The sequence below is a fragment of the Gordonia sp. NB41Y genome (assembly GCF_030718915.1).
In the GTDB taxonomy this organism is placed as follows: domain Bacteria; phylum Actinomycetota; class Actinomycetes; order Mycobacteriales; family Mycobacteriaceae; genus Gordonia; species Gordonia desulfuricans.
Genome location: NZ_CP132196.1, coordinates 4,582,772 through 4,606,760 on the forward strand (window position 1 = coordinate 4,582,772; position 23,989 = coordinate 4,606,760).

The window sequence follows — 23,989 nt, forward strand, 5'->3', positions numbered from 1 at the left end:
GTCACCGTCGGCCGGTCACTGGGGCAACAGCGGCTCCGGGTGCCGGTGACCGGTCGGTGCGAAATCGTCGGCCATGATGGCGGCCAGCTCGACGAAGGCGTGGCGGGTGCCCTTGCCGACCAGTTCGAGATCGACGTCGGCGCCCTCGGACAGGTGGTCGTCGAACGGGATGGTCTGCACCGCACGGCATCGGGTCAGGAAGTGCTGGGCGAGTTGGTCGACGTCGATGGTGGACGCACCGGAGCGAGATGAACTGAGCACCACCACCGCCCGGGCCACCAGGTGCGAATACCCGTGCGCCTCGAGCCAGTCCAGCGTGGCCGACGCGCTGCGGGCGCCGTCGAGCGCGGGGGAGGAGACCAGGATGATCGCATTCGCCAGGTCCAGGACACCGTTCATCGCACTGTGGGACAGGCCGGTCCCGCAATCGGTGATGATGATGTTGTAGAACCGCTGCAGGATGCCGATCACACCCCGGTACTCCTCCTCGCTGAAGGCCTCAGCCATCGCCGGATCTCGTTCGGAGGCCAGCACTTCCAGACGGCTGGGCGCCTGTGACGTGTGGGCGCGAACGTCGCTGTAGCGGTAGACGTTGCCGTCGGCGAGCAGGTCTCGAACAGTGGAGGCGGTCTGCTGCGGAATGCGTTGGGCCAGCGTGCCGAGGTCGGGGTTCGCGTCGACGGCGATCACGCGGTCGCCGCGCAGGGAGGCGAATGTGGAGCCCAGGCCGACGGTGGTGGTGGTCTTGCCGACGCCGCCCTTCAACGACAGCACCGCGATCCGATAGTCGCCGCGCACCGGGCGCCGAAGCCGTTCCAGCAGTTGCTGATAGCGCAACTCGGAGGACGAGTCCCCCGGGTTGATCGCCCCGGCCGACAAGGTGTGGACCGCCCGACGCCACCCGCGGGCCGGAGCCCGACGCGCCTTGCGGAGCAGGGCGACGTCGTCGAGTGCGGGCCCCGACTGTCCGAAGCCGTTTGGACCGAAGCCGTTGGGTTCGAAGCCATTGGGTTCGAATCCGTTGGGCGAGAATCCCTGTGGCGGTGCCGGTGGCGGTGTCCCGAACTGTTGGGGCGCCGGTGTCATCGCGCTCGCCGGTGGGAACGGGACGCCCGGTGGCGGTTCCGGGAACGCCATCCCGGCACCATGTGGGAAGGGTGTGAATGCACCCGGATCCGTTGGCGGCATGGGTTGGACGGGAATCGGATCGGGTTGCGGTGCCGCCGGATTCACGGTGCCGGTACCTGCTCCCGCACCGATCGGCGCAGGGTGGTCCGGTACCGGGTGGTTCGGTACGGGGTGGTTCGGCACCGCACCGTTCGGCACAGCACCGTTCGACACTGCACCGGCCGGGGCCGCGGTGTGGGCGGTGGCGGGGAACGGGTCCGGCGGGAGATCGTGCGGGATGTGGTCGGGCGGAGTGATCGCGGAGGTGGGGGCGGGGACCGGAACGGGTGCCTGCCCGGGTGCCGGCGGTGGGGCGAACTGCAGCCACGGCGGCGGCGCCGGGGCCGGCGCCTCGTGGCCGGTGGCCGGATCGTGGGCGGCGGGTCCCCGGTCGGCCGCGTCGGAATCCGGATATGGGTCGATTCGATCTGGATGCATGTGGTCCCCCCTGTGCAGGTGTCTGATGGTCCGGTCTGGCAGTGCCCGGCAGACTTGGGAGCGGAGTCTACCCACGAATGGCCCGTTCACGTGCGGTGATCGGCTGTGGATGGAATTCGGCCGGGTCGCCGGGATTGTGGCATCATCAGGACCCACTGAGATCGGAGTCACATCACCCGGACGGGTGGACTCGCAGACCTCGGTGTTGCCAGGGGAACCGCAACGGGGCGGGGCGCGCGTCTTGTCGATCGACGCTCACAGGGGGAAGACCATGGTTCATGACCACACCGTCACCGACGGAACCGGTGGCCGCACGCAGGAGACGACCGGTCCGTTGGCGGGCACGTCCGCCGCACGGTCACGCTCGGGCCGGCTGTCGGTGATCACCACCGGGCAGGGACTGCCCCTGGCGGTACGCATCGACGACGCGGAACTCGCCAAGGGGCCGACACTTCTCGCCGAGGAGATCCTGCGGCTGTGCCGGCAGTCGGCGATGGCGGCAGGTATCCGTCTGCGGTCCGAGCTGATCGGATCGGGGATCGCCCGGGACACCGTCGACCTGATGGGGCTGCCACGTCCGGACGACCTCGCGGCCGAAGAACTCCGTGACGACGACGACGAGGTCTCCGCGCCGGCGTCGTGGCTGCGGTCGGTGTGAGGGTCGAGATGGCCTGGCCGATGGACGAACTCGAGGCGCGGGCGGCGGCACAGCTGGGCCGTCTGCGGGAATTCGGTGAGCAGCTGGCGCGCATCCGGGTCCGGGAGACCTCGGCCGATGATGCGGTCACCGTCGAGGTGGACGGCAACGGTGTGCTGCTCGGGCTGTGGCTGGCCGACGGTATGGAGCGGCTCGGAGGCGCACGCCTCGGCGAGACCATCGTGACGACCTCGGCGCTGGCCGCGCAACGTGCTTTTGCTGCGCGCGCCGCGGTCACCGAGGAGTTCACCGACTCGTTCACCGAGTTGGTCGAGACCCGGCCGGACGGCTGATCGCCCCGATGCCGGGGGCATCGGGGCGGACATCGGAGCCGGTTCATGCGAGGGCGGATGCGACGCAGTGAGTGGGTCGCGGTCGGCGAAGACCGCAGTGACCACAAACCGCAGTGACCACAAACCGCAGTGAGTACAAGAGGACACACAGATCAAGGGGGCAATCGTGGGTGACGTGTCGCTGACACCGGAGATCCTGCAGGGCTTCGCGGCCACCAATGCCGCGATCGGGACCGCTGTGACCACCGCCGGATCGGTGAACGCGGCGGCGAACACCCTGGCCATGGTTCCGGTGTTCGGGCTGATCGGTCAGGAGTTCCTGGCGGCGTTCATCGCCGCGCAGGCCGCGCATCTGGGCTCGGTGGGCAGTCTGGCCGCGGTGCACGCGGCGACCGCCGCCGAGGCGGTGCTCGGCCTCGCCGACCTCGAGGGGGTCGACGGGGAGTCGGCCGCGACGCTGCGGTCGGTGCTGTGACCGGGCGCGGGGCGTGGCCGGGGAGATCGCGATGAGCGGCACCGGGGCGGCGACGAGTGTGGACGTGGGGGCGAATCTGCCTGCGTTGAGCGAGTTGTCGGTGAACGAGATGATCGCGGCGACACCGCTCGGGCCGATCCTCGATCGCCCCGTCGGTGACGTCCTCGCCGGTCTCGGACTGCCGGGTCTTCCCGAGATCCCGCCGCTGCCACCGCTTCCGGGCCTGCCGCCACTGCCCACCGTGGACCTCGGGTTGCTCGTCAAACCGATCACCGATCTGCTCGGCGGCTTCGGCACCGGCGATCTCGCGATGGCCGACTTCGATCCGACGATGGTCTTCGACGGTCTGTCCACGGTGCTCGAGACCTCGATGACGATGGCGCAGAGCGCCCTCGAACTCGCCGACAAACTCTGGGTGGGCCAGAGCTCGATCGCGGCGGCCACCAAGACCGGGGAGGCGAGTGTCAACAGCGGCCAGCTGTCGGCGCAGGGCACCGGCATCTCCTTCGACATCCAGACCGCCGCAGGGATCGTGGCCGCCGGGCTCGCCGCCGTGCAGGCGATCCTCGCGGCCACCATCGGCAAGATGCTGGCCGCAGTGCCACTCATCCCGAGCGGGGCGGGACTGCCGCTGGTCACAGGGTTCGCCGCCGAAGGACTGTCGGAGGCGACCGCCGCGGTGGCGGTGACCCGCGCCCAACTCCTCGCCCCCACCACGCACATGACCGTCAACGGTGCGCCGGTCCCGGTGACCGCCGCACCGGCCGCGGCCACCGGGGCCGCCGCCCAGTCACCGTTCGCCGTCGCCGGGACCGTTCTCGACGCGATCGCCCCGATGGTGTCGACCGCGACGGAACTGCCGTCGATGCTGATCACGCCGATGGCGAAGATGCTCGCCGCCGGTGAGACGACGCCGGTCCGGCCCGGTGGTTCGACCGCCCCCGACGGTCCGGACGGCGCGGGTGGCGGCCCGCCCGCCGGGGCCGGCGCCGTGCCGGTCCGTGCGGCCGCAGGTGGAGGCGGGGTCGGTGGCGGTGGACTGGGTGTGGGTGGACTCGGGGCCGGGCCGCTCGGCGCGGCCCGGACGTCGGTACCCGGCGGGGTCGGTGCCACCGAACCGGCGAGCTATACGCCCGGTCCGTCGACGCGGGCCGCATCGGTCGCCGCGGCACCTGTCCCGGCGTCGATGGCCCCGGTGGCCGCCGCCGGGGCGGCGCGAGGTCTCGGTGGCGAAGGCAACCACGAGGTGCCCGACTACCTGGTGACCGAGGACAACGGGCGCGACCTCGTCGGTGTCACACCCGGCGTCGCGCCACCGGTCCTCGGCGACGACACCCCCGACGCCCCACCCGAACCCATGCCCGACATCCGGCTCCGACTCGGTCCCGACGGCCCGACGATCTGACCCGACATCCCGATCCGGAACCCGACCGTTCAGGAGACATCATGAGCAGCAACAGAATCGACATCGATCCCGATGTCTTGGCCGGCGCCGCCGCCGAACTCGACACCATCGCCGACGCCCTCGAGGCCGGACTCACACGATGGTCTCCGGCACTCGACGTGCCGCCGTCCGGACGCGATGAGGTGTCGGTCGCGGTGGCACACACCGTGACCGAGGTCGCCGGACGGTTCGGCACCGACGCCGCCGGCGGGGTGGTCAGGCTGCGTGCCCTCGCCACGGCGATGCGAGATCAGGCGCGCGGGGTGAGTGCCGCCGACGACGCCGCCGCGAGCGGTCTGCGGTCGACCCCGGTCTGACCGGCCTGCGCACGAACACCGCACCGTGGCGGTACCGACGGATTCGAGCCGGCCGCGGTGGCCGGTGCGACACCTGTGACACCACATCCCGAGTGACGAGAGGAATGGGCAATGACCGGATTCACCGGCATCATCTGGGACGCACGTACCAGTGCGCGACTGGCTGCCGATCTCGGTGCCGGGGCCGGACCGTCCCCACTCGCGGAGTCGGCCATGGCATGGTCGGTGGTGTCGGCCGAAATGGGCAGGGCAGCGATCGCATACGGAAAGGTCCTCGCCGAACTCGGAGCCGGATGGGAATCGGGGGCAGCGGAATCGGTACTCGGGCAGCTGTCTGCGCTGGGCGACTGGCTTGCGGAGATGTCGGCGAATGCCGCCACCGCGGCGGTGCTCGTCGAACAGCAGGCCGCCGCCGTCACCGTCGCGCGGCTGGCGATGCCCGATCCCGCCGAGATCGCCCTCGTCGACGGTCTCGCCGACCTCGCCGCCACCGCCGCGTCGGTGGTGCCGCTCGTCTCCGGCGCGGCCGCACACGCCGAACGGGCCGTCCACGATCAGCGGGTGCGCGCCGCACGGGTGATGGAGGCCTACGAGGTGGCCGCAGAACCCGTCGCACGACCCTGGCTCACACCGCATCCGGCACCCGCGGGTGCCATCACGGCAGCACCACCGGCGCCCGGGTCGTCGTCGGACGGGTCCGCCGCGGACACCACTGCGGCCCAACCCGTCTCCGGGCTCTCGGCGGCCGTCGTCGTGCCATCGGTCCCGACGATCCGTGGCGCCTACACCCCGACCGTCCCCGCGTCCACGGTCGCCGAACCCACGCGGGTGTCCGCTCCGGTCGACTCCCGGCCGCCGAGTCCGCCGATCACGCCACCGATCGCCCCGATGGCCCCGGCCGCGGCGATCGCGGCAACCGGTCGTGACGACGTCCGCACCCATCCGATGGGGGCTGCGGTCACGGTGAGTGCAGCGGGGGTGGCCGGCGACGGTCCGGCGACGTGGGCCGAGGTCGCTGTCGCCGACGCGCCGGTGGTCGAGGGCACCCACGGTCTCGATCCGCGCTACCTGAGCGAGACGCTCGTGTTACCGGGCGACGAGGTGACCCGATGACCGGAACCAGAACCCGGGCGGGGCTCGTCCCAGACGCCGTCCTCGCGAACACCCGCGGGGCGGAACTGGGGGTCGCGGCGCTGCGCCGACTCGGTGAGCGCACCGGCTTCCCGACATGGCCGGTCGTCCTCGATCTGTGGCCGACGGACGACGACGCGGAGCTCTCGGCAGCCGCCGATCGTGCCGCCGACCGCGAACTCGAGGAGTGCGGAGCCCTCGTCGACGACCGCCCGGACCACTGGTCGTCGACGGCAGTGCGCGTGCTCACCGGCCCCGAGCGTGAACTCGCCGTCCGGGTCTTCGGTGCCGACGGCCCACGCCGCGCCTGTCTCGCCCGGCGCGGCCACGAGCATGTGCTCGCGGTGCGGACCGGAGATCGGATCGCTCTCGGGTTCCCCGAGATCGCCGATGCCGCCGGACTCGGCGCGGTGATCCGCGCGCTGTGCGGGCAGGCGCCACCGATGACCTTCGCCGACATCCGGGTCCCCACCGACGAGTTCGTCGATCGGCTGGCGCGGTGCGGTGACCGGCACGACGCCGCCGCGGTGCTGCGGACGATCGGTGCGAGGGCGGACGACGCGACGCGGTTGGCGGCGGCGTTGGCCGCACCGGCGGCACGGACCGAGATCGTGGCGATCGCGCACGGCGCGGGTGTCGTCACCCAGAGTTGTGGGGCGCTCGCCGTCGTCGACGGTGAGCGGGGCCGAATCGTGCTCAGCCCCAGTGGTTCTCTCGATGGTGGTCGCTGGACCACGCTCACACCGGGGACCGGCCATCGGCTGGCGCAGGGGGTACGCCTGCTGGTCGAGACGCTCCCGGACGGGCGGTGGTTCCCGTGACCGGTCGGGGAAGGCCCGGGTACCGACCGGGCATCAGTGACATCCATCCCGGATGTCGCTCGGGGGCATCGCGACGTCGGTGCCGGAACACAGGAGGAGCACCATGAATCTCGAAGGGGCTGCGGGGGCTGTCGACATCGACGTCTCGTCCGGTCTTGCGACAGCGCAGACGGTATCCCAGATCGTCGACGACATGCAGGGGGTGATCCGGCAGATCGCGTCCACCGCGTCGAGCGGGATGGCCACCTGGAGTGGTCGGGCATCGACGGCATTCGACGCCACCCACACCGACTGGAACTCGTCGGCGAACACACTCAACCAGGCGCTCGACGACATCCGCACCAAGCTGACCGCCGGCTTCACCGGCTACGAGGATCACGACGCGATGGCGGCTGCCGACCTCGGTTCCGAAGGGCCGCTGCGGCTGTAGGGCCGGCAGGCCTACCGCGGGAGCGTCGACTCCACGCTCTCGCGACCACACCCATCACCGGCGCTCGCCCGACTCGGGCGGCCGTCGGCAACCCACACCACCGATCGGAAGGACGGACATGTCCGGGAGAATCCAGTACGACTTCGCCGCACTCGGCGATCTGCAGGGCGGACTCAACAATCAATTCCAGCGGCTCGAAGATCTTGCCGCACAACTCAAACGCCAGGTCGCCGCACTCGACGGCAACTGGCGGTCGCCGGCTGCCAAGTCGGCCTACGAGCAGGCCCAGCAGCATTGGGACCAGGTGTTCGCGCAGTCTCGCGAACAGCTCGTCGGACTCGGTCGCGGAGTCGGCAACGCCCGCAACGTGATGCACGAGACAGACTCGATGATCGCGCGCCGGTTCTCCGGCGCGTGAGAACGGCGCGGGTCGCCGCGTCCGGGTGACCGCACCCGGTCCGGTCGGTCGCCGACCCGCCGGACCGGGCCCCGCGGAACCGACACGCGGTGCGTGGCGGTTCCGCCTCCTGCGGTGAGTCGAAGGACTAACGTCGCCAGCACACAACTCGTGCGGCCATCCTTCGGGGGGATGGATCGACGTCGGAGGGAGCTGGGACCGTGGCCAATGCGCTGACCCGGACGAAGTCCATCGAGCAGTCGATGGCGGACACCGACGAACCGGGACACCGGCTCCGGAAGAACCTCACCTCGTGGGATCTCATGGTGTTCGGCGTCTCGGTGGTGATCGGCGCCGGTATCTTCACCGTCACCGCGACCACCGCGGGCAACAAGGCCGGCCCGGCGATCTCCCTCGCCTTCGTGATGGCGGCGATCGCCTGTGCACTCGCCGCCCTCTGCTACGCCGAGTTCGCCTCCACCGTCCCCGTCGCCGGGTCGGCATACACCTTCGGTTACGCCACGTTCGGCGAGTTCCTGGCCTGGATCCTCGGCTGGGACCTCATCCTCGAGTTCGCGGTCGGTGCCGCGGTGGTGTCCAAGGGCTGGTCGTCCTATCTGGGCAGTGTCTTCGGCTTCGGCGGCGGGACGGTCGAGGTGGGCTCCCAGACCATCGACTGGGGGGCGATGGTCATCGTCGCCGTGGTCGCGGTCCTGCTCGCACTGGGAACCAAACTGTCGTCGCGGTTCAGTGCGGTGATCACCGCGATCAAGGTGGGCGTGGTCCTGCTGGTGATCATCGTGGGCTTCTTCTACGTGAAGGCGAGCAACTACAGCCCCTTCATCCCGCCGGCGGAGAAGGGGGAGGGCGTCGAGAAGTCCGTCGACTCGTCGTTGTTCTCACTGATCACCGGTGGTGGCGACAGCTCCTATGGCTGGTACGGCGTGCTCGCCGCAGCCTCGATCGTGTTCTTCGCGTTCATCGGGTTCGACGTGGTCGCGACCACTGCCGAGGAGACCCGGAACCCGCGTAAGGACGTGCCCCGCGGAATCCTGGGCTCGCTGGCCATCGTCACCGTGCTCTACGTCCTGGTCACCATCGTCGTGACCGGCATGGTCAGCTACACCCAGCTCGCCACCAGTGCCGGTGACGGAAAACCGAAGAACCTCGCCACCGCGTTCGCCCTCAACGGGATCACCTGGGCGGAGAAGATCATCGCGATCGGCGCGCTGGCCGGTCTCACCACAGTGGTGATGGTGCTGGTACTCGGCCAGTCCCGGGTGCTGTTCGCCATGTGCCGCGACGGGCTGCTGCCGCGTGGTCTGGCCGCGACGAACCCCCGGTTCGGGACACCGATCCGGCTGACCGCGCTGATCGGTGTGGTCGTCGCGGTGGTCGCCGGATTCTTCCCGATCGACCGTCTCGAGGAGATGGTCAACGTGGGCACCCTCTTCGCGTTCATCGTGGTGGCCGGTGGCGTGATGATCCTGCGGCGTCGCCGCCCCGACCTGCAACGCGGGTTCACCGTGCCGGGCGGACCGATCATCCCGGTGCTCGCGATCGCGGCATGTCTGTGGCTGATGCTCAATCTGACCGCACTGACCTGGCTGCGCTTCGTGATCTGGATGGTGATCGGCGTCGCCGTCTACTTCCTCTACGGGATGCGCCACTCGATGGTCGGGCGCCGCGCGCGCGGTGAGGTCCCGGACCCGGTCGGCGCGGGCGACAGGGCCGCCGGAGACCACTGACGTCGTGTGGTGAGGGTCGGATAGCCTGGTCTGCGGATCGATGGCGTCGTGACACCGATACGCGCCCATCTGCGCGGCGGTGCACGATTCCACTGCAGTTCTCTCGACCAGAGTTCGACCGACACACAAAGGGGAACACATGACCACGGTGCAGAACGACGCACCTACGGCAGACAACCGCAACGGGATCGACTTCAAGGTCGCCGATCTCTCCCTGGCCGAGTTCGGCCGCAAGGAGATCTCGCTGGCCGAGCACGAGATGCCCGGTCTGATGGAACTGCGCCGCGAATACGCAGAGGTGCTACCGCTCAAGGGTGCCCGCGTGTCCGGTTCGCTGCACATGACGGTGCAGACCGCAGTCCTGGTCGAGACCCTGGTGGCACTCGGCGCCGAGGTCCGCTGGGCTTCGTGCAACATCTTCTCCACCCAGGACCATGCCGCGGCCGCGATCGTCGTCGGCCCGCACGGTACCCCCGAGGAGCCCAAGGGGGTCCCGGTGTTCGCCTGGAAGGGCGAGACCCTGGAGGAGTACTGGTGGGCGGCCGAGCAGATGCTCACCTGGCCCGGCGAGCCGGCCAACATGATCCTCGACGACGGCGGCGACGCGACCATGCTGGTCCTGCGCGGCGCACAGTTCGAGAAGGCGGGTGTGGTCCCGCCGGCCGACGAGAACGACTCGGCCGAGTACAAGGTGTTCCTGGATCTGCTGCGCGCGTCCTTCGAGAAGGACACCACGAAGTGGTCGACCATCGCCGAGTCGGTCCAGGGGGTCACCGAGGAGACCACCACCGGCGTGCTGCGCCTGTACCAGTTCGCCGCATCCGGTGAGCTGGTGTTCCCGGCGATCAACGTCAACGACTCGGTCACCAAGAGCAAGTTCGACAACAAGTACGGCACCCGCCATTCGCTGGTCGACGGCATCAACCGCGGTACCGACGTCCTGATCGGCGGCAAGAAGGTGCTGATCTGCGGCTACGGCGACGTGGGCAAGGGCTGCGCGGAGTCGCTGGCCGGCCAGGGTGCGCGCGTGCAGGTCACCGAGATCGACCCGATCAACGCGCTGCAGGCGCTGATGGACGGCTTCGACGTGGTCACCGTCGAGGAGGCGATCGGCAATGCCGACATCGTCGTCACCTCGACCGGCAACAAGGACATCATCCTGCTCGAGCACATGGAGCAGATGAAGAACCAGGCCATCCTCGGCAACATCGGCCACTTCGACAACGAGATCGACATGGCCGGCCTCGAGCGTTCGGGCGCCACCCGCCTGAACATCAAGCCGCAGGTCGACCAGTGGACCTTCGCCGACGGTCACTCGATCATCGTGCTCAGCGAGGGACGTCTGCTGAACCTGGGCAACGCGACCGGCCACCCGTCTTTCGTGATGAGCAACAGCTTCTCCAACCAGGTCATCGCCCAGATCGAGCTGTGGACCAAGTCCGAGGAGTACGACAACGAGGTCTACCGGCTGCCCAAGCACCTGGACGAGAAGGTCGCGCGCATCCACGTCGAGGCTCTCGGCGGCACGCTGACCAAGCTCACCAAGGAGCAGGCCGAGTACATCAACGTCGACGTCGAGGGCCCCTACAAGCCCGAGCACTACCGCTACTGAGCGGGCGTCGACCCGACGAGTGGGCCCCGGTGACCGGTGAGGTCGCCGGGGCCCACTCGTGTCTGCTGGGAGGTCTGAGACACCCGCCCAGATACCGATACCCGCCCGGATGCCGATACCATTCAGGTACCGATACCACTCAGATGCCGATGTCGGCCTCGGTGCCCGGGCAGTAGAACCAGGTGCCCTCTTCCAGACGGAACGACGCCTGCTTCACATCGGGCGCGGTGCGCTGTGACCCGATCTCGGTGTGGATGACGACGTCCGACGTGGCGACATCGCCGGTGACCGATCGCAGGGCGAGCCGGTCGAGGACGATGGTGCCGCCGTTGTTCGAGGGGGACGGCACCTCGTCGCGGACCTCACTGCACACCGCACTGCGCATGCGGGTGAGGTCACGTGCGTTCAGGGCGTCGAGGTAGCGCTGCATCGCCTCGGCGACGGCATAGGCGACGGTCGGGTCGCCGGCCGCGGGGACGTCACCGGAGGTGGAATCGGGCTCGGTGGGATTCGATCCACCCGGGTCGGTTCCGGTACTCGGTGCGGTCGATCCCGACCCGGTCGTCGACGTGGTGGGATCGCTCGCGACGGTGGTGCCGTCGCCGGTGTTCTGCACGATCAGGGTGATGGCGAGCGCGGCGATGGCGAGGACGGCCACCACGCCGAGGGAGATCGCGGTGATCGCACCCCAGTTGCGGCGCGGACCACCTGGCGGAGGCATGCCCGGTCCCATGCCACCCGGTCCCATGCCACCCGGCCCCATCCCGGGTGGGCCACCGGCGGGACCCGGCGGACCGTAGGCCGGTCCGGCCTGCGGCGGTACGGGTGCGTAGGGGAACGGCTGCTGGGGCATCGGCTGCCCCGGAACCGGTTGCCCCGGCACCGGCTGTTGCGGCACCTGCTGCCGGGGAGCCGGTGCGGGCGGGTTGCCCGGTTGCGGATATCCCTGCGGTACCCGGGGATAGGGCTGAGGTGCGCCCGCCCCGGACGGGGGGACCTGGTGGGTTCCCATCGCGCGCGTCGGCATCTGACCGGGATTCGGCCCCCACTGCTGGGGCGGGCCGCCGGCGGGCGGTTGGGTCATGGGACGTCCTCGCGATGTTCGATGAGACCAGGCTAGCGGAGCAGGAGCGGGCGGTCGGGCAAGGTCATTCGGTCGATGCGGTCGTCGGCGCGAGCAGGACGTCGGCGAGGTCGGCGGGTGTCTGGTCGACGGACTCGGCCCACGGTGACATCCAGCCGGACGCGGCCAGGGCACGGTAGACGGCGTCGACCCGGACCTGTAGGTCGTCGTCGCGCTCGTAATGGTCGCGGGCACGGCCCGGATCCGACGACGCACGCGAGCGGGCCCGGGCCATCGCGACCTCGGCGGGTACGCCGAGCAGCAGATGACGATCGGGGACCGGCAGCGCGAACCGGCCGAACTCGAGGTCGTGCACCCAGCGCACCACGGCGCCGTCGGCGTCCTCGCGCAGGCGGGCGGCACTGTAGGCGGCATTGGATGCCACATAGCGGTCGACGACGACGACGTCGTGGCCGGCGATCGCCGACCGGAGCTCCTCGGCGGTGGCGGACCGGTCCAGGGCGAACAGCAACGCCATCGCGTAGACGCTCTCGCGCAGGTCGCCGTGGTCGCCGTGCAGGGCCTCGGATGCGACGTCGGCGAACACCGTCCGCCCGTACCGCGGGAACGCGAAGGTGGCGACGCGCAGACCCTGTGCCCGCCAGTGTTCGACGAGTCCGGTGACCAGGGTGTTCTTGCCGGCGCCGTCGATTCCTTCCACCGCTATCAACCGGCCCACGCGGCCCTCCCTCGTATCTCGTCGGTGTGTGGTGCCGATTGTTCCCCATCCCGGCATCGATCGAGCCGTCGACTCGAAGGTTGTGGAAAGGCGCGACGCGACCTGCGGTGATACACAGTCCGGCGCGTCGGTCACCACGCCGCGGTCACAGAAGTGTCACCATTGGGGGCATGAAGCCACGGATCCTCGTCGTCGATGATGATGCCGCGCTCGCCGAGATGCTCACGATCGTGCTGAAGGGTGAGGGGTTCGAACCCTTCGTCGTCGGCGACGGTACGCAGGCACTCACCGCGGTGCGCGAGATCCGCCCGGACCTGGTGTTGCTCGACCTGATGCTGCCCGGGATGAACGGCATCGACGTCTGTCGCGTGCTGCGTGCGGACTCCGGTGTGCCCATCGTGATGCTCACCGCGAAGTCCGACACCGTCGACGTCGTCCTCGGTCTGGAATCCGGTGCCGACGACTACATGGTCAAACCGTTCAAGCCCAAGGAACTGGTGGCACGCGTGCGTGCCCGGCTGCGTCGTACCGACGAGGAGCCGGCCGAACTGCTCTCGATCGGTCCGGTCGAGATCGACGTACCGGCGCACAAGGTCACCCGTGACGGCGTGCCGATCTCGCTGACCCCGCTGGAGTTCGATCTGCTGGTGGCACTCGCCCGTAAGCCGCGCCAGGTGTTCACCCGTGACGTCCTGCTCGAACAGGTGTGGGGCTACCGGCATCCCGCCGACACCCGGCTGGTCAACGTGCACGTGCAGCGTCTGCGCGCCAAGGTCGAGACCGACCCGGAGAACCCTGAGGTCGTGCTCACGGTGAGGGGGGTCGGCTACAAGGCCGGCCCGCCGTGATCGGCCGGACCCGACGGCGCGTCAACGGCACCTTCGGACGTCTGACCCGGACCGCGACCGGCATCGGCGCGGTCTTCGGTCATATCTGGCGACGTTCGCTGCAGCTGCGTGTCGTGGTGTCGACGCTGGTGCTGTCGGTGGTGGTGCTGTTGATCCTCGGCTTCGTGCTGATGAGTCAGATCACCGATCGGCTGCTCGACGCGAAACTCACCGCGGCGACCGAGGAGATCGACCGTGCACGGATCGCGGTGGAACGTGATCTCGCCAGCGGCGACAGCAACATGTCGATCCAGAACCGGCTACGGCAGACCAGGTCGGCCCTGACCGACCGCGATGTCGACAGCGGGCAGACCGCCGGCACCGTGGGCAGCTTCGACATCGTCCTGATGGTCCCGGTGAACAACCGCGACGGCGAGGACACCGGCGTCGGCCCGGTATCGGAGATCCCGCGGCCACTGCGCGACATGGTGCAGGGCGGACAGATCGCCTACCAGTACGCGTCGGTGCCCAACGGGACCGGTGGCAGCGGCCCGGCACTCATCGTCGGGACCCCCACCAACTCCACCGTTCCGGGCCTCGAGCTGTATCTGGTGTTCCCGCTGGCCGGTGAACAGAACACCGTCGACCTGGTCCGCGGCACCCTGCTGACCGGTGGGGTGGTGCTGCTCGGACTCCTGATGGCGATCGCATGGCTGGTGTCGCGGCAGGTGGTGTTGCCGGTGCGCTCGGCGTCGCGGATCGCGGTCCGATTCGCCGACGGCCGGCTCAACGAACGCATGCCGGTGCGCGGCGAGGACGACATGGCCCGGCTGGCGATGTCGTTCAACGACATGGCCGAGAGCCTGTCCAAGCAGATCACCCACCTCGAGGAGTTCGGTGGACTGCAACGGCAGTTCACCTCCGACGTCAGCCACGAGCTGCGGACCCCGCTGACGACCGTCCGGATGGCCAGCGACGTGCTCTACGACGGCCGCGACGAGCTCGACCCGGTCCGCCGCCGGTCGGTGGAACTGCTCGACAAGGAACTCGACCGGTTCGAGACCCTGCTGAACGAACTGCTCGAGATCTCCCGGCACGACGCGGGGATGGCCGAGCTGGCCGCCGAACGGATGGACATGGCCATCCCGATCGACGCCGCGCTGGCCACCGTCGCGCACCTGGCCGAGGAGACCGGGACCGAACTGATCCTGGATCTGCCCGCCGAGCCGGTGCTGGCCGAGATCGACCCACGCCGCGTCGAACGCATCCTGCGGAACCTGCTGGCCAATGCGATCGATCACGGCGAACGCAACCCGGTGACCCTGAGCATGCGTTCCGACGGTGACGCGGTCGCGATCACCGTCCGCGACCAGGGCATCGGCCTGCGCCCGGGTGAGGAGAAGCTCGTCTTCAACCGGTTCTGGCGGTCGGACCCGTCGCGGTTCCGCCGGTCCGGTGGCACCGGCCTGGGTCTGGCCATCAGCATCGAGGACGCGCGTCTGCACCAGGGACGGCTGGAGGCGTGGGGTGAGCCCGGTCAGGGTTCCTGCTTCCGTCTGACGCTGCCGTTGGTGCGCGGGCACAAGGTGCTGGGCAGCCCGCTGCCGCTCAAGCCGGTCGGTGCGGTCAAGCCGGTGACCCGCTCGGCCACCAAGACCTCCGGTCGCGCCGGTGAAGGACCGGCCGACGATGAGTGAGCTGCACAACCGCATGCGCGGCCATCGGGTGACCCGTCGATCGGTGGCGGTGGTGATCCTCGGGGTGGTCCTGTCGCTGCTCACCGCATGTGGGGGAGTCCCCAACAGTTCCTCGCCGCAGCCGATCAGTTCCTTCGCGCGTCAGGGGCCGTCGGACGCGGTACCGGGACCGCAGGCCGACATGGACCCGGAGGCCCTGGTCCGCGCGTTCCTGAAGGCGACGGCGGCACCCGCGGACGGCCATGCCGCGGCCCGGAAGTTCTTGACCACCTCGGCGGCCGAGCAGTGGGACGATCGCGGTGCGGCGCTGATCCTCGACGAGATCAACACGTACGTCGACCAGCGCAGCGAGAACAGTGTGCGGATGCGCCTGGTGGGCGACAACGTCGGTGTGCTGATGAGCGACGGGCAGCTGACCCCGGCCACCGGCCGGGTGGAGACCACGGTGACCTTGTCGAAGGTCGGCCGGCAGTGGCGGATCGACGGCACCCTACCCGAGCGCACCATGATCGACCGCACCCAGTTCGAGATCACCCATCGTGCGGTGTCGGCCTACTTCACCGACCGCACCCGATCGCATCTCGTACCCGACCCGCGCTGGTTGTACTCCGGACTCGACTCGGATGCGACGACGCTGGTCGGGGTGCTGCTCGCAGGTCCGGCCGCCGACCTCGCCTCGGCCGTCGACTCGGCCCTGCCGACCGGGGCGTCCTTGCGTGGTCCGGTGACCCCGGGAGCGAACGGCGGTGTCCGGATCGAGCTGATCGGCATCGGCAATCTGTCGGTGCGCGATCGGACGGTGCTCGCCGCACAGATCATCTGGACCCTCAACGGTGCCGACATCGGCGGCCCGTATGTGATCAACGCCGACGGCGCACCCCTGCTCGCCGACCGCGCGAGCGGCTGGCAGACCACCGACGTGCGGTCGTTCGATCCGTCGGTGATGCCGGCCACCGACGTCGGGCTCAACGTCATCCGGGGCGGGGCGCTGCTGAAGGTCACCGACACCGGGACGGTCGCGGTGGGCGGCCCGCTCGGGACCGGTCGTCTGGTGCGCTCGGCGGCGTTGTCGGCGGACGGGAAGCGGGTGGCCGCGGTCCAGGCGGGTGAGGGCACCGACCCGCGGCTGAACCTCACGGTCGGCGACTACGGTGCGGCGACGACGCCGATCGCGTCCGGGCTGACGGTGACCAGACCGTCGTTCGGACCGGACTCCGATGTCGTGTGGGCGGTGGTCGACGGCAAACCGACCCAGTGGATACGCGACGACGAGACGGGCGAACCCCGGACCATCGAGATCGATCCGGGACAGGTGTCGGCGCTGGTGCGCGGTTCGATCACCGAACTGCAGGTCGCGCCGGACGGGGTGCGTGTCGGGCTGATCGTCGGCGGTCAGGTGGTGTTCGCGGTGCTCGCGACCAACGCCGACGGCCGGTTGACCCTGGCCCATCCGCGGATCGCGGCCTACAACATCGGTAGCCGCGCGGTGTCGCTGGACTGGGCGTCACCGACCACGCTGATGATCGCCCGCGAGAGCTGGGATTCTCCCGTGGTGCAGTTGTCGATCAACGGCACCCCCGCGGTGGGGTTGCTCAGCGGCAACGTGTCGCCGCCGGTCACCGCGGTGGTGGCCAACCCCACCACGGTCTACATCTCCGACCAGCGCGGGGTGCTGCGACTGGGCAGCAGCAACGGCCAGGCCGACGAGTACTGGACCGAGGTCGAGCCGGCCATGACCCCGGGCACCATCCCGGTCATCCCCTGATCGTCTGAGCGACACCCCGCCGGGGTCGTCGGGGTGGGCCTCACGCGCCGGCGAGCACCACCACGGCCGTGACATCGATCCCCGCATGCCGGAGGACCCGCACCGACTCGGCGGCGGTGGCACCCGTGGTGAGCACGTCGTCGACGAGGACCGCCGACATCCGGGCGGTGCCGAGGTGGTGGGGACGCAGTCGGATGCCGCCGCGGAGGTTCGCCCGTCGGTCCCGCGCCGACAGCCCGGCCGAGTCCCTGGTGGCCGACGCCGTGAACAACAACGGGTCGGTGCCCACCCGTGGGCCGAGCCGTGCGGCGGCCACGGCGGCGATCCCGGCGACCGGGTCGCCGCCACGGCGTCGGGCGGCCGCGCGGCGGGTGGGTGCCGGGACGAGTGTCAGCCGCGGGCTGTCGGGGAGTTCGCCCCACCGGGCCACGGTGGTCACGGCGTCGGCGAGGACGGTCCCGAGCGGGCCGGTGAGATCGCGGCGGCCGTGTTCCTTCACCGCGAGGATGGCGTGGCGCAACGGGCCCCGATAGCGTCCGGCCGCCCACACCGCGACCCCGACGTCGACCCGTGGCCGCAGTTCGACCGGAGCGTCGGCGACGTGCCGGGCGCAGCGCGCACACCAGTCGGTGTCGGCGGCCCCGCATCCGGCACAGGTGCGGGGCAGGACGAGGTCGGCGCCGGCGGCGGCGATCGCTCTCGGTATCAGAGACAGATGGCTGCGTGTGGACATGGCAGCGAGTGTGCCCCGGACGCGGTCGTGCCGGCCCGTGGTCCCGCTGCGGTCCGGGGACAGATGACGAACTGTGGACCGACGGTGCACCGAGTGCAGGGGGTTCCTCGGGATGTCGGTGCACAGAGGACAAGTCAGGCATCGTGATGGGTCCGACGGTGCGACGGTGCGGGCCTTTCGTCCCGATCTGCGAAACGCCGTGTGAGCTACTGCGCCGAATCATGGCCGAACGGCGAACATCCGACTACGGTCGTGGGTACTGGAGGTAGCTGGTCATCGCGGACCGCTCGCAGGAGCGGCCCACGCCGGGAGGTGAAGCCACTGAACATGAGTGCCGGTCGTCGACCGGCATTGCCACGGTTCCTGTGTCCGAGTTCATCCGCGGTTTGTGTCGGAAATCCCGAATCTCGTTGAGCGCCAATAACTTTCAATCCTCTGGTCGCGCTCGGATCGGTTTCCCCGTGACTCCCGGAGTCGGATCCGTCGACACACTTTCCAGGAGGTAGTTGAATGTCATCTGTCATGCACCGCAAGGGCCAACGCGAATCACGTATCGCCGCGGTCGACGACTACGACGCCGCGTCGGCCTTCGTGCTGCCGCCCGGCACCGTCGAGTCGGAGGAACCTGCCGAACCGAACGCCACCGTCGTGTTCAAGGGCCGCAACGTCGAGATCCCAGAGCATTACCGCGTCTACGTCGGCGACAAGCTCGCCCGTCTCGAGCGGTATGACCCATCGATCTTCCGATTCGACGTCGAGCTCTACCACGAACGAAATCGTCGGCAGTCCAAGGTGTGTCAACAGGTGGAACTCACCGCGACCGGCAAGGGCCCGGTCGTGCGTGCCCAGGCATGTGGCGACAACTTCTACGCCGCGCTCGAGTCGGCGCTCGACAAGATCGAGTCGCGACTTCGCCGGGCGAAGGACCGCCGTCGCGTCCATCACGGAAACCGGCGCCCGCAGTCGGTGGCCGAGGCCACCGAGGTCGGTGCGCCGCCGCTACAGGGCAACCAGCTCGGCGTCGACGGACCGCCGGCCACCTTCGCCGAACCGGCCTGGGACGATGGCGTCGCCGATTCCGAACCCGGCCGGGTGGTGCGTATCAAGGAGCACGAGGCGGCACCGATGTCGGTGGACGAGGCGCTCTACGAGATGGAACTCGTCGGACACGACTTCTTCCTGTTCCATGACAAGGAATCCGATCGGCCGTCGGTGGTCTATCGCCGCCACGCGTTCGACTACGGCCTGATCCGACTCGCGTGAGCCCCGCGGTGGCGGCGCCGGAGACCCCGGCGCCGCCACCGGCGGGTCCCACCCGGGTGCGAACTGCCACTCCTCCGACGACGTCGGTACCATGAACGATGGCCTGTGCACCATTTTGGCGGAGGCCGCCATCGAGGAGGCCCAGTCTCCGACGTCGACAACAGTGAGGAACTCGATCCACGGTGCTGAACAAGCTTCTGCGCATCGGCGAAGGCCGCATGGTCAAGCGACTCGATGCGATCGCATCCCACGTCGAATCGCTGTCCGACGAGATCGAGGCGCTCTCCGACGACGACCTGAAGGCCAAGACCGACGAGTTCCGGACCCGGTACGCCGACGGGGAGACACTCGACGAACTGCTTCCCGAGGCCTTCGCCGTCGCCCGTGAGGCGGCCTGGCGAGTGCTCGACCAGAAGCACTTCCACGTGCAGATCATGGGCGGCGCGGCCCTGCACTACGGCAACATCGCCGAGATGAAGACCGGTGAGGGCAAGACCCTGACCTGTGTGCTGCCCGCCTACCTCAACGCCATCTCCGGCGACGGCGTGCACGTGGTCACCGTCAACGACTACCTGGCCAAGCGCGACGCCGAGTGGATGGGTCGCGTGCACCGCTTCCTGGGCCTCGACACCGCGGTCATCCTGACCGGGATGTCCCCGGACCAGCGCCGGGCCGCCTACGCCGCCGACATCACCTACGGAACGAACAACGAGTTCGGCTTCGACTACCTGCGCGACAACATGGCGCACGCACTCACCGAGCTCGTCCAGCGCGGTCACAATTTCGCCATCGTCGACGAGGTCGACTCGATCCTGATCGACGAGGCCCGTACCCCGCTGATCATCTCCGGTCCGGCCGAGTCGTCGAGCAAGTGGTACGTCGAGTTCGCGCGGATCGCCCCGCTGCTCGAGCGTGACGTGCACTACGAGGTCGACATCAAGAAGAAGACGATCGGCGTGCACGAGGCCGGCGTCGAGTTCGTCGAGGACCAGCTCGGCATCGACAACCTCTACGAGGCCGCCAACTCGCCGCTGGTCAGCTACCTGAACAATGCGATCAAGGTCAAAGAACTCTTCCAGCGCGACAAGGATTACATCGTCCGCAACGGTGAGGTCCTCATCGTCGACGAGTTCACCGGCCGTGTGCTCGACGGCCGTCGCTTCAACGAGGGCCTACACCAGGCCATCGAGGCCAAGGAACGCGTCGAGATCAAGGCCGAGAACCAGACCCTCGCCACGATCACGCTGCAGAACTACTTCCGCATGTACGACAAGCTCAGCGGCATGACCGGAACCGCCGAGACCGAGGCCGCCGAGTTCGACCAGATCTACAAGCTCGGGGTGCTGCCGATCCCGACCAACCGGCCGATGCTCCGCAAGGACCAGACCGACCTCATCTACAAGACCGAGGAGGCCAAGTTCGCCGCGGTCGTCGACGACGTCACCGAACGTCACGAGGCCGGCCAGCCGGTGCTGATCGGTACCACCAGCGTCGAGCGGTCGGAGTACCTGTCCCGGCAGCTCGCCAAGCGCGACATCCCGCACACCGTGCTGAACGCCAAGTTCCACGAGCAGGAGGCGCAGATCATCGCCGAGGCCGGCCGGATCGGCGCGGTCACCGTGGCCACCAACATGGCCGGTCGTGGTACCGACGTGGTGCTCGGCGGCAACCCCGACATCATCGCCGACACGCGGCTGCGCAAGGCCGGACTCGACCCGGTGTCGACCCCCGACGAGTACGAGGCGGCGTGGGACGAGGCGATCGAGACCGCCCGCTCCGAGGCATCCGACCAGGCCGAGAAGGTCCGTGAGGCCGGTGGCCTGTACGTGCTCGGTACCGAGCGTCACGAGTCGCGCCGGATCGACAACCAGCTGCGCGGTCGTTCCGGCCGTCAGGGCGATCCGGGCGAGTCGCGTTTCTACCTGTCGCTCGGTGACGAGCTCATGCGGCGTTTCAACGGTGCCGCACTCGAGGTCATCATGAACCGCGTCAACCTGCCCGACGACGTGCCGATCGAGGCGAAGATGGTCACCAAGGCCATCCGCAGTGCGCAGACCCAGGTGGAGCAGCAGAACTTCGAGGTCCGTAAGAACGTCCTCAAGTACGACGAGGTCATGAACGAGCAGCGCAAGGTGATCTACGCCGAGCGCCGCACGATTCTCGAGGGCACCGACCACCGTGAGCAGGTCCTCGAGATGGTCGCCGAGGTCGTCGGCGCCTATGTCGAGGGGGCAACCTCCGAGGGCTATGCCGAGGACTGGGATCTCGACGAACTGTGGAGTGCCCTGAAGTCGCTGTACCCGATCACCCTCGACCCCCGGGAAGTGGTCGGCGAGAACGAGTTCGGTGAGCGCGACGACATGTCCGCCGAGGAGCTCAAGGTCCTGCTGATCGCCGATGCACAGGCCGCCTACACCGCCCGCGAGGACGAGATCACCGCGGTGGCCGGCGAGGGTGCGATGCGCCAGCTCGAGCGCACCATCCTGCTCAGCGTCCTCGACCGCAAGTGGCGCGATCACCTCTACGAGATGGACTACCTCCGTGAGGGCATCCACCTGCGGTCGATGGCCCAGCGTGATCCGGTGGTGGAGTACCAGCGCGAGGGCTACGACATGTTCACCGGCATGCTCGAGGGTCTGAAGGAAGAAAGCCTGCAGTTCCTGTTCAACGTGCAGGTGCAGACCGAGTCCGCGCCGGTCCCGGCACCGGCCGCGGCCACCGACCGCAATCCGGCTCCGGCGCTCGCCGGGGCGGCAGCCGCCACCAACGGGGCCCAGCAGGCGCCGGCGGCACTGCGCGCGGTCGGAATCGACGACTCGGAGTCCGACGAGGCCGCACTCAGCTTCTCCGGCCCCGACGAGGGCGGCGGGACCGTGGTGCACTCGGAGGACGAGGAACTCGACGACCCGGCGGTCACCTCCGCGAACCGCCGCGAGCGTCGTGCCGCCGCGCGGGCCGGTACCCGAACCGGGCCGAAGCCGCCCAAGGCCAAGAAGAAGCGCAACTGAGCGAAGTGGTGTCCGGCAACGGGCACCACTTTTTTCTCGGGGCACCACTGTCCTCTCGGGCACCATGACGGGCCGTTGCCTGCGGTAACGGTGGGCTCTCGCGTGGACGCCGCCGGGCCGCGAAACTTTTTTCGTGGGAAGTGGAACCGCGGCGGCCCCCGCTGCGTCTGATTTCCATGTCGCTCGATACCCAGCAGCAGGTCCCGTCCCGTTCCCGCATCCGGATCGTCGCCGCGCCGGTGTACGAGCCGGCACCGGCCGTCACCGCCTCGGTGGTGGTCACCGTGCCCCCGACCGCGGTGACCACAGCCGCATCCGGGCCCAGATCGTCACCGCCGTCGCGTGTTCCGCAGACGCCGCGACGTCCCGCGGCGATACCCGCGGCGACCGTTGCGGCACACCGCTTCGCGCAGGCGACGGTGACCGCCCTGTTCGAGATCCTCGATCACCGCCGCCCGCTCGCACATGTCGGTGCCCTGGTGTCGGCGTCGCTCCTCGAGCGGGTCGAGGCGCTCGTCGGTGCCGATCTCGCCCGCACGGGCGGGGAGGGCCAGACCGGTGCCGCCCGGGTACGGCGTGTGCACGTGCAGATGTGCGGGCCTGCGGCCGCCGAGGTCTTCGGCACGTACTCCCGGGGTCGTCGGGTACGTGCCTTCGCCGCCCGGATCGAGCGGGTGCCGTGCCGTGTCCGTGACGACGCGGCCGGGGCGGGCCCGGCCGCATCGCGGTATCGGAGTACGGCATTCAAGACCGAATACCGTTGGCGGCTCGTTGTTTTCGAACTGGCCTGAGCCGGTGCCGGCACCGGCACCGGCGCCGTTCAGTCCAGTCCGGCGCCGGAGGGCGAGACCAGGATCTTCACCGCCGTCTCGTTGCGGTGCAGCAGGGTGTCGAAGCCCTCGTCGAGGAGTTGGTCGAGACCGATGCGACCGGTGATGAAGGGGGAGAGATCCACCTTGCCCTCCTCGACCAGTGCGATGGTCGCCGGATGGCTGTTGACGTAGGCGATCGTCCCGCGCATGTCGATCTCCTTGAGCACCAGCTTCTGCATCTCCACGCTGCCCGGATGTCCCCAGATCGACACCACCACCAGCACGCCGGTGGGCTTGAGCGCGTCGAACAGGGTGTCCAGTGCCGGCTGCACCGAGGTGCACTCGAATCCGACGTCGGCACCGCGACCGCCGGTGAGTTCGGTGACCCGGGCGACGGCGTCCTCGCTGCTCGGATCGATCACATGGTCGGCGACCTTCGACTCGAGCGCCTTGGCACGGCGCAGCGGCGACGGCTCGCTGAGGATCGTGGTGATCCCCTCGGCCTTGCACACGGCGGCGGTCAGCAGACCGATCGGTCCGGCACCGGTGATCAATGCGACGTCGCCGGCGCCGGCACCACTGCGTTCGACCGCGTGATAGCCCACCGACAGCGGTTCGATCAGCGCGGCCTGGTCGAGCGGGATGGACTTCGAGATGGCATGGACCCAGCGCCGTTTCACGGCGATCTTCTCGCCGAGGCCGCCACCGCAACCGCCGAGGCCGATGAAGTTCATGTCGTGGGAGAGGTGGTAGTCGTGGCTGTCCGGGCCGGTGTCGACGTCGTCGCCGACGATGTAGGGCTCCACCACCACGTGGTCACCGACGGTGAGGTCGTCGACGCCCTCGCCGACCGCGTACACCACGCCGGACATCTCGTGTCCCAGGGTGACCGGTGCGCTCTCACCGCTGAGCGGCTGCGGATGTCCCGACGGCGGGATGAAGATCGGGCCGTCGGCGTACTCGTGCAGGTCGGTGCCGCAGATGCCGCACCAGGCGACGTCGATGCCCACCGTGCCGGGGGCCACCTCGGGCTCGGGGATGTCCTCGATCCGGATGTCGCCACGGTCGTAGTAGCGTGCTGCGCGCATGTTGTTGCTCCGTTCGGTGTCGGG

Annotated in this window: 22 protein-coding genes; 17 read left to right on the forward strand and 5 right to left on the reverse strand. The window is 69.3% G+C overall.

What is annotated here, in order from left to right; genetic code table 11:
* Positions 1–15: 15 nt before the first annotated feature.
* Positions 16–1,605, reverse strand: coding sequence for an AAA family ATPase (locus Q9K23_RS19750; RefSeq protein ID WP_305950250.1), 1,590 nt, complete (start codon positions 1,603–1,605; stop codon positions 16–18).
* Between the two features lie 271 nt (positions 1,606–1,876).
* Between Q9K23_RS19750 and Q9K23_RS19755 the strand changes: the two genes are divergently transcribed.
* The 11 genes from Q9K23_RS19755 (at position 1,877) to ahcY (ending at position 10,970) form a co-directional block, all read left to right on the forward strand.
* The gene (locus Q9K23_RS19755; protein ID WP_053778045.1) at positions 1,877–2,263 is read left to right on the forward strand and encodes a hypothetical protein; all 387 of its coding nucleotides are present in this window, start codon (positions 1,877–1,879) and stop codon (positions 2,261–2,263) included.
* A gap of 8 nt (positions 2,264–2,271) precedes the next feature.
* On the forward strand, positions 2,272–2,595 hold the full coding sequence (locus Q9K23_RS19760) for a YbaB/EbfC family nucleoid-associated protein (RefSeq protein WP_053778070.1): 324 nt from the start codon (positions 2,272–2,274) through the stop codon (positions 2,593–2,595).
* A gap of 166 nt (positions 2,596–2,761) precedes the next feature.
* Positions 2,762–3,070, forward strand: coding sequence for a hypothetical protein (locus Q9K23_RS19765; protein WP_053778046.1), 309 nt, complete (start codon positions 2,762–2,764; stop codon positions 3,068–3,070).
* A 31-nt stretch (positions 3,071–3,101) separates the two neighbouring features.
* A complete protein-coding gene (locus tag Q9K23_RS19770) occupies positions 3,102–4,475 on the forward strand; it encodes a hypothetical protein (RefSeq protein ID WP_305950251.1) in 1,374 nt (457 codons plus the stop codon).
* Positions 4,476–4,516: 41 nt separating this feature from the next.
* Positions 4,517–4,831 carry a PE family protein gene (locus tag Q9K23_RS19775; protein WP_053778047.1) on the forward strand — a complete coding sequence of 105 codons (315 nt, stop codon included), beginning with the start codon at positions 4,517–4,519 and terminating at the stop codon, positions 4,829–4,831.
* Positions 4,832–4,942: 111 nt separating this feature from the next.
* Positions 4,943–5,944, forward strand: a complete 1,002-nt coding sequence (locus tag Q9K23_RS19780; protein WP_053778048.1) for a PPE domain-containing protein — start codon at positions 4,943–4,945, stop codon at positions 5,942–5,944.
* Positions 5,941–6,783 (forward strand): ESX secretion-associated protein EspG, encoded by an 843-nt coding sequence (locus Q9K23_RS19785; protein WP_082366016.1) that lies wholly within the window; start codon positions 5,941–5,943, stop codon positions 6,781–6,783. Before Q9K23_RS19780 ends, Q9K23_RS19785 begins: the two co-directional genes overlap by 4 nt.
* A 103-nt stretch (positions 6,784–6,886) precedes the next feature.
* Positions 6,887–7,213 carry a WXG100 family type VII secretion target gene (locus tag Q9K23_RS19790; protein ID WP_053778072.1) on the forward strand — a complete coding sequence of 109 codons (327 nt, stop codon included), beginning with the start codon at positions 6,887–6,889 and terminating at the stop codon, positions 7,211–7,213.
* Positions 7,214–7,331: 118 nt separating this feature from the next.
* Positions 7,332–7,631, forward strand: coding sequence for a WXG100 family type VII secretion target (locus Q9K23_RS19795; RefSeq protein ID WP_020793342.1), 300 nt, complete (start codon positions 7,332–7,334; stop codon positions 7,629–7,631).
* A 200-nt stretch (positions 7,632–7,831) separates the two neighbouring features.
* Positions 7,832–9,358, forward strand: coding sequence for an amino acid permease (locus tag Q9K23_RS19800; protein WP_020791482.1), 1,527 nt, complete (start codon positions 7,832–7,834; stop codon positions 9,356–9,358).
* A gap of 139 nt (positions 9,359–9,497) precedes the next feature.
* Positions 9,498–10,970 carry an adenosylhomocysteinase gene (gene ahcY / locus Q9K23_RS19805; RefSeq protein ID WP_020791481.1) on the forward strand — a complete coding sequence of 491 codons (1,473 nt, stop codon included), beginning with the start codon at positions 9,498–9,500 and terminating at the stop codon, positions 10,968–10,970.
* 139 nt (positions 10,971–11,109) lie between these two features.
* Here ahcY and Q9K23_RS19810 read toward each other — a convergent pair whose 3' ends face one another.
* Together Q9K23_RS19810 and Q9K23_RS19815 are read right to left on the reverse strand one after the other, a co-directional pair.
* Positions 11,110–12,054, reverse strand: coding sequence for a hypothetical protein (locus Q9K23_RS19810; RefSeq protein WP_305950252.1), 945 nt, complete (start codon positions 12,052–12,054; stop codon positions 11,110–11,112).
* A 64-nt stretch (positions 12,055–12,118) separates the two neighbouring features.
* A complete protein-coding gene (locus Q9K23_RS19815) occupies positions 12,119–12,772 on the reverse strand; it encodes a dTMP kinase (RefSeq protein WP_053778050.1) in 654 nt (217 codons plus the stop codon).
* Positions 12,773–12,933: 161 nt separating this feature from the next.
* Between Q9K23_RS19815 and mtrA the strand changes: the two genes are divergently transcribed.
* From mtrA to lpqB, 3 genes are read left to right on the forward strand one after another with little or no spacing between them, the layout of a single operon-like run.
* On the forward strand, positions 12,934–13,620 hold the full coding sequence (mtrA, locus tag Q9K23_RS19820; protein WP_187343565.1) for an MtrAB system response regulator MtrA: 687 nt from the start codon (positions 12,934–12,936) through the stop codon (positions 13,618–13,620).
* Positions 13,617–15,296 carry an MtrAB system histidine kinase MtrB gene (mtrB, locus tag Q9K23_RS19825; protein WP_020792983.1) on the forward strand — a complete coding sequence of 560 codons (1,680 nt, stop codon included), beginning with the start codon at positions 13,617–13,619 and terminating at the stop codon, positions 15,294–15,296. The genes mtrA and mtrB overlap by 4 nt, the downstream gene beginning before the upstream one ends.
* A gap of 13 nt (positions 15,297–15,309) precedes the next feature.
* A complete protein-coding gene (gene lpqB / locus Q9K23_RS19830) occupies positions 15,310–17,061 on the forward strand; it encodes an MtrAB system accessory lipoprotein LpqB (protein ID WP_053778073.1) in 1,752 nt (583 codons plus the stop codon).
* A 40-nt stretch (positions 17,062–17,101) separates the two neighbouring features.
* Here the strand turns inward: lpqB and Q9K23_RS19835 are convergent, their stop codons facing one another.
* Complete coding sequence (locus tag Q9K23_RS19835) at positions 17,102–17,794, reverse strand: ComF family protein (RefSeq protein ID WP_305950253.1); 693 nt, start codon at positions 17,792–17,794, stop codon at positions 17,102–17,104.
* A 510-nt stretch (positions 17,795–18,304) separates the two neighbouring features.
* Here Q9K23_RS19835 and raiA point away from each other — a divergent pair.
* The 3 genes from raiA (at position 18,305) to Q9K23_RS19850 (ending at position 22,856) form a co-directional block, all read left to right on the forward strand.
* Positions 18,305–19,057 carry a ribosome-associated translation inhibitor RaiA gene (gene raiA / locus Q9K23_RS19840; protein ID WP_053778052.1) on the forward strand — a complete coding sequence of 251 codons (753 nt, stop codon included), beginning with the start codon at positions 18,305–18,307 and terminating at the stop codon, positions 19,055–19,057.
* Positions 19,058–19,239: 182 nt separating this feature from the next.
* Positions 19,240–22,065, forward strand: a complete 2,826-nt coding sequence (gene secA, locus Q9K23_RS19845; RefSeq protein WP_053778053.1) for a preprotein translocase subunit SecA — start codon at positions 19,240–19,242, stop codon at positions 22,063–22,065.
* Positions 22,066–22,241: 176 nt separating this feature from the next.
* Positions 22,242–22,856 (forward strand): Rv3235 family protein, encoded by a 615-nt coding sequence (locus Q9K23_RS19850; protein WP_053778054.1) that lies wholly within the window; start codon positions 22,242–22,244, stop codon positions 22,854–22,856.
* A 29-nt stretch (positions 22,857–22,885) separates the two neighbouring features.
* Here the strand turns inward: Q9K23_RS19850 and Q9K23_RS19855 are convergent, their stop codons facing one another.
* Positions 22,886–23,965, reverse strand: a complete 1,080-nt coding sequence (locus tag Q9K23_RS19855) for a zinc-binding dehydrogenase (protein WP_020791761.1) — start codon at positions 23,963–23,965, stop codon at positions 22,886–22,888.
* Positions 23,966–23,989: the final 24 nt, after the last annotated feature.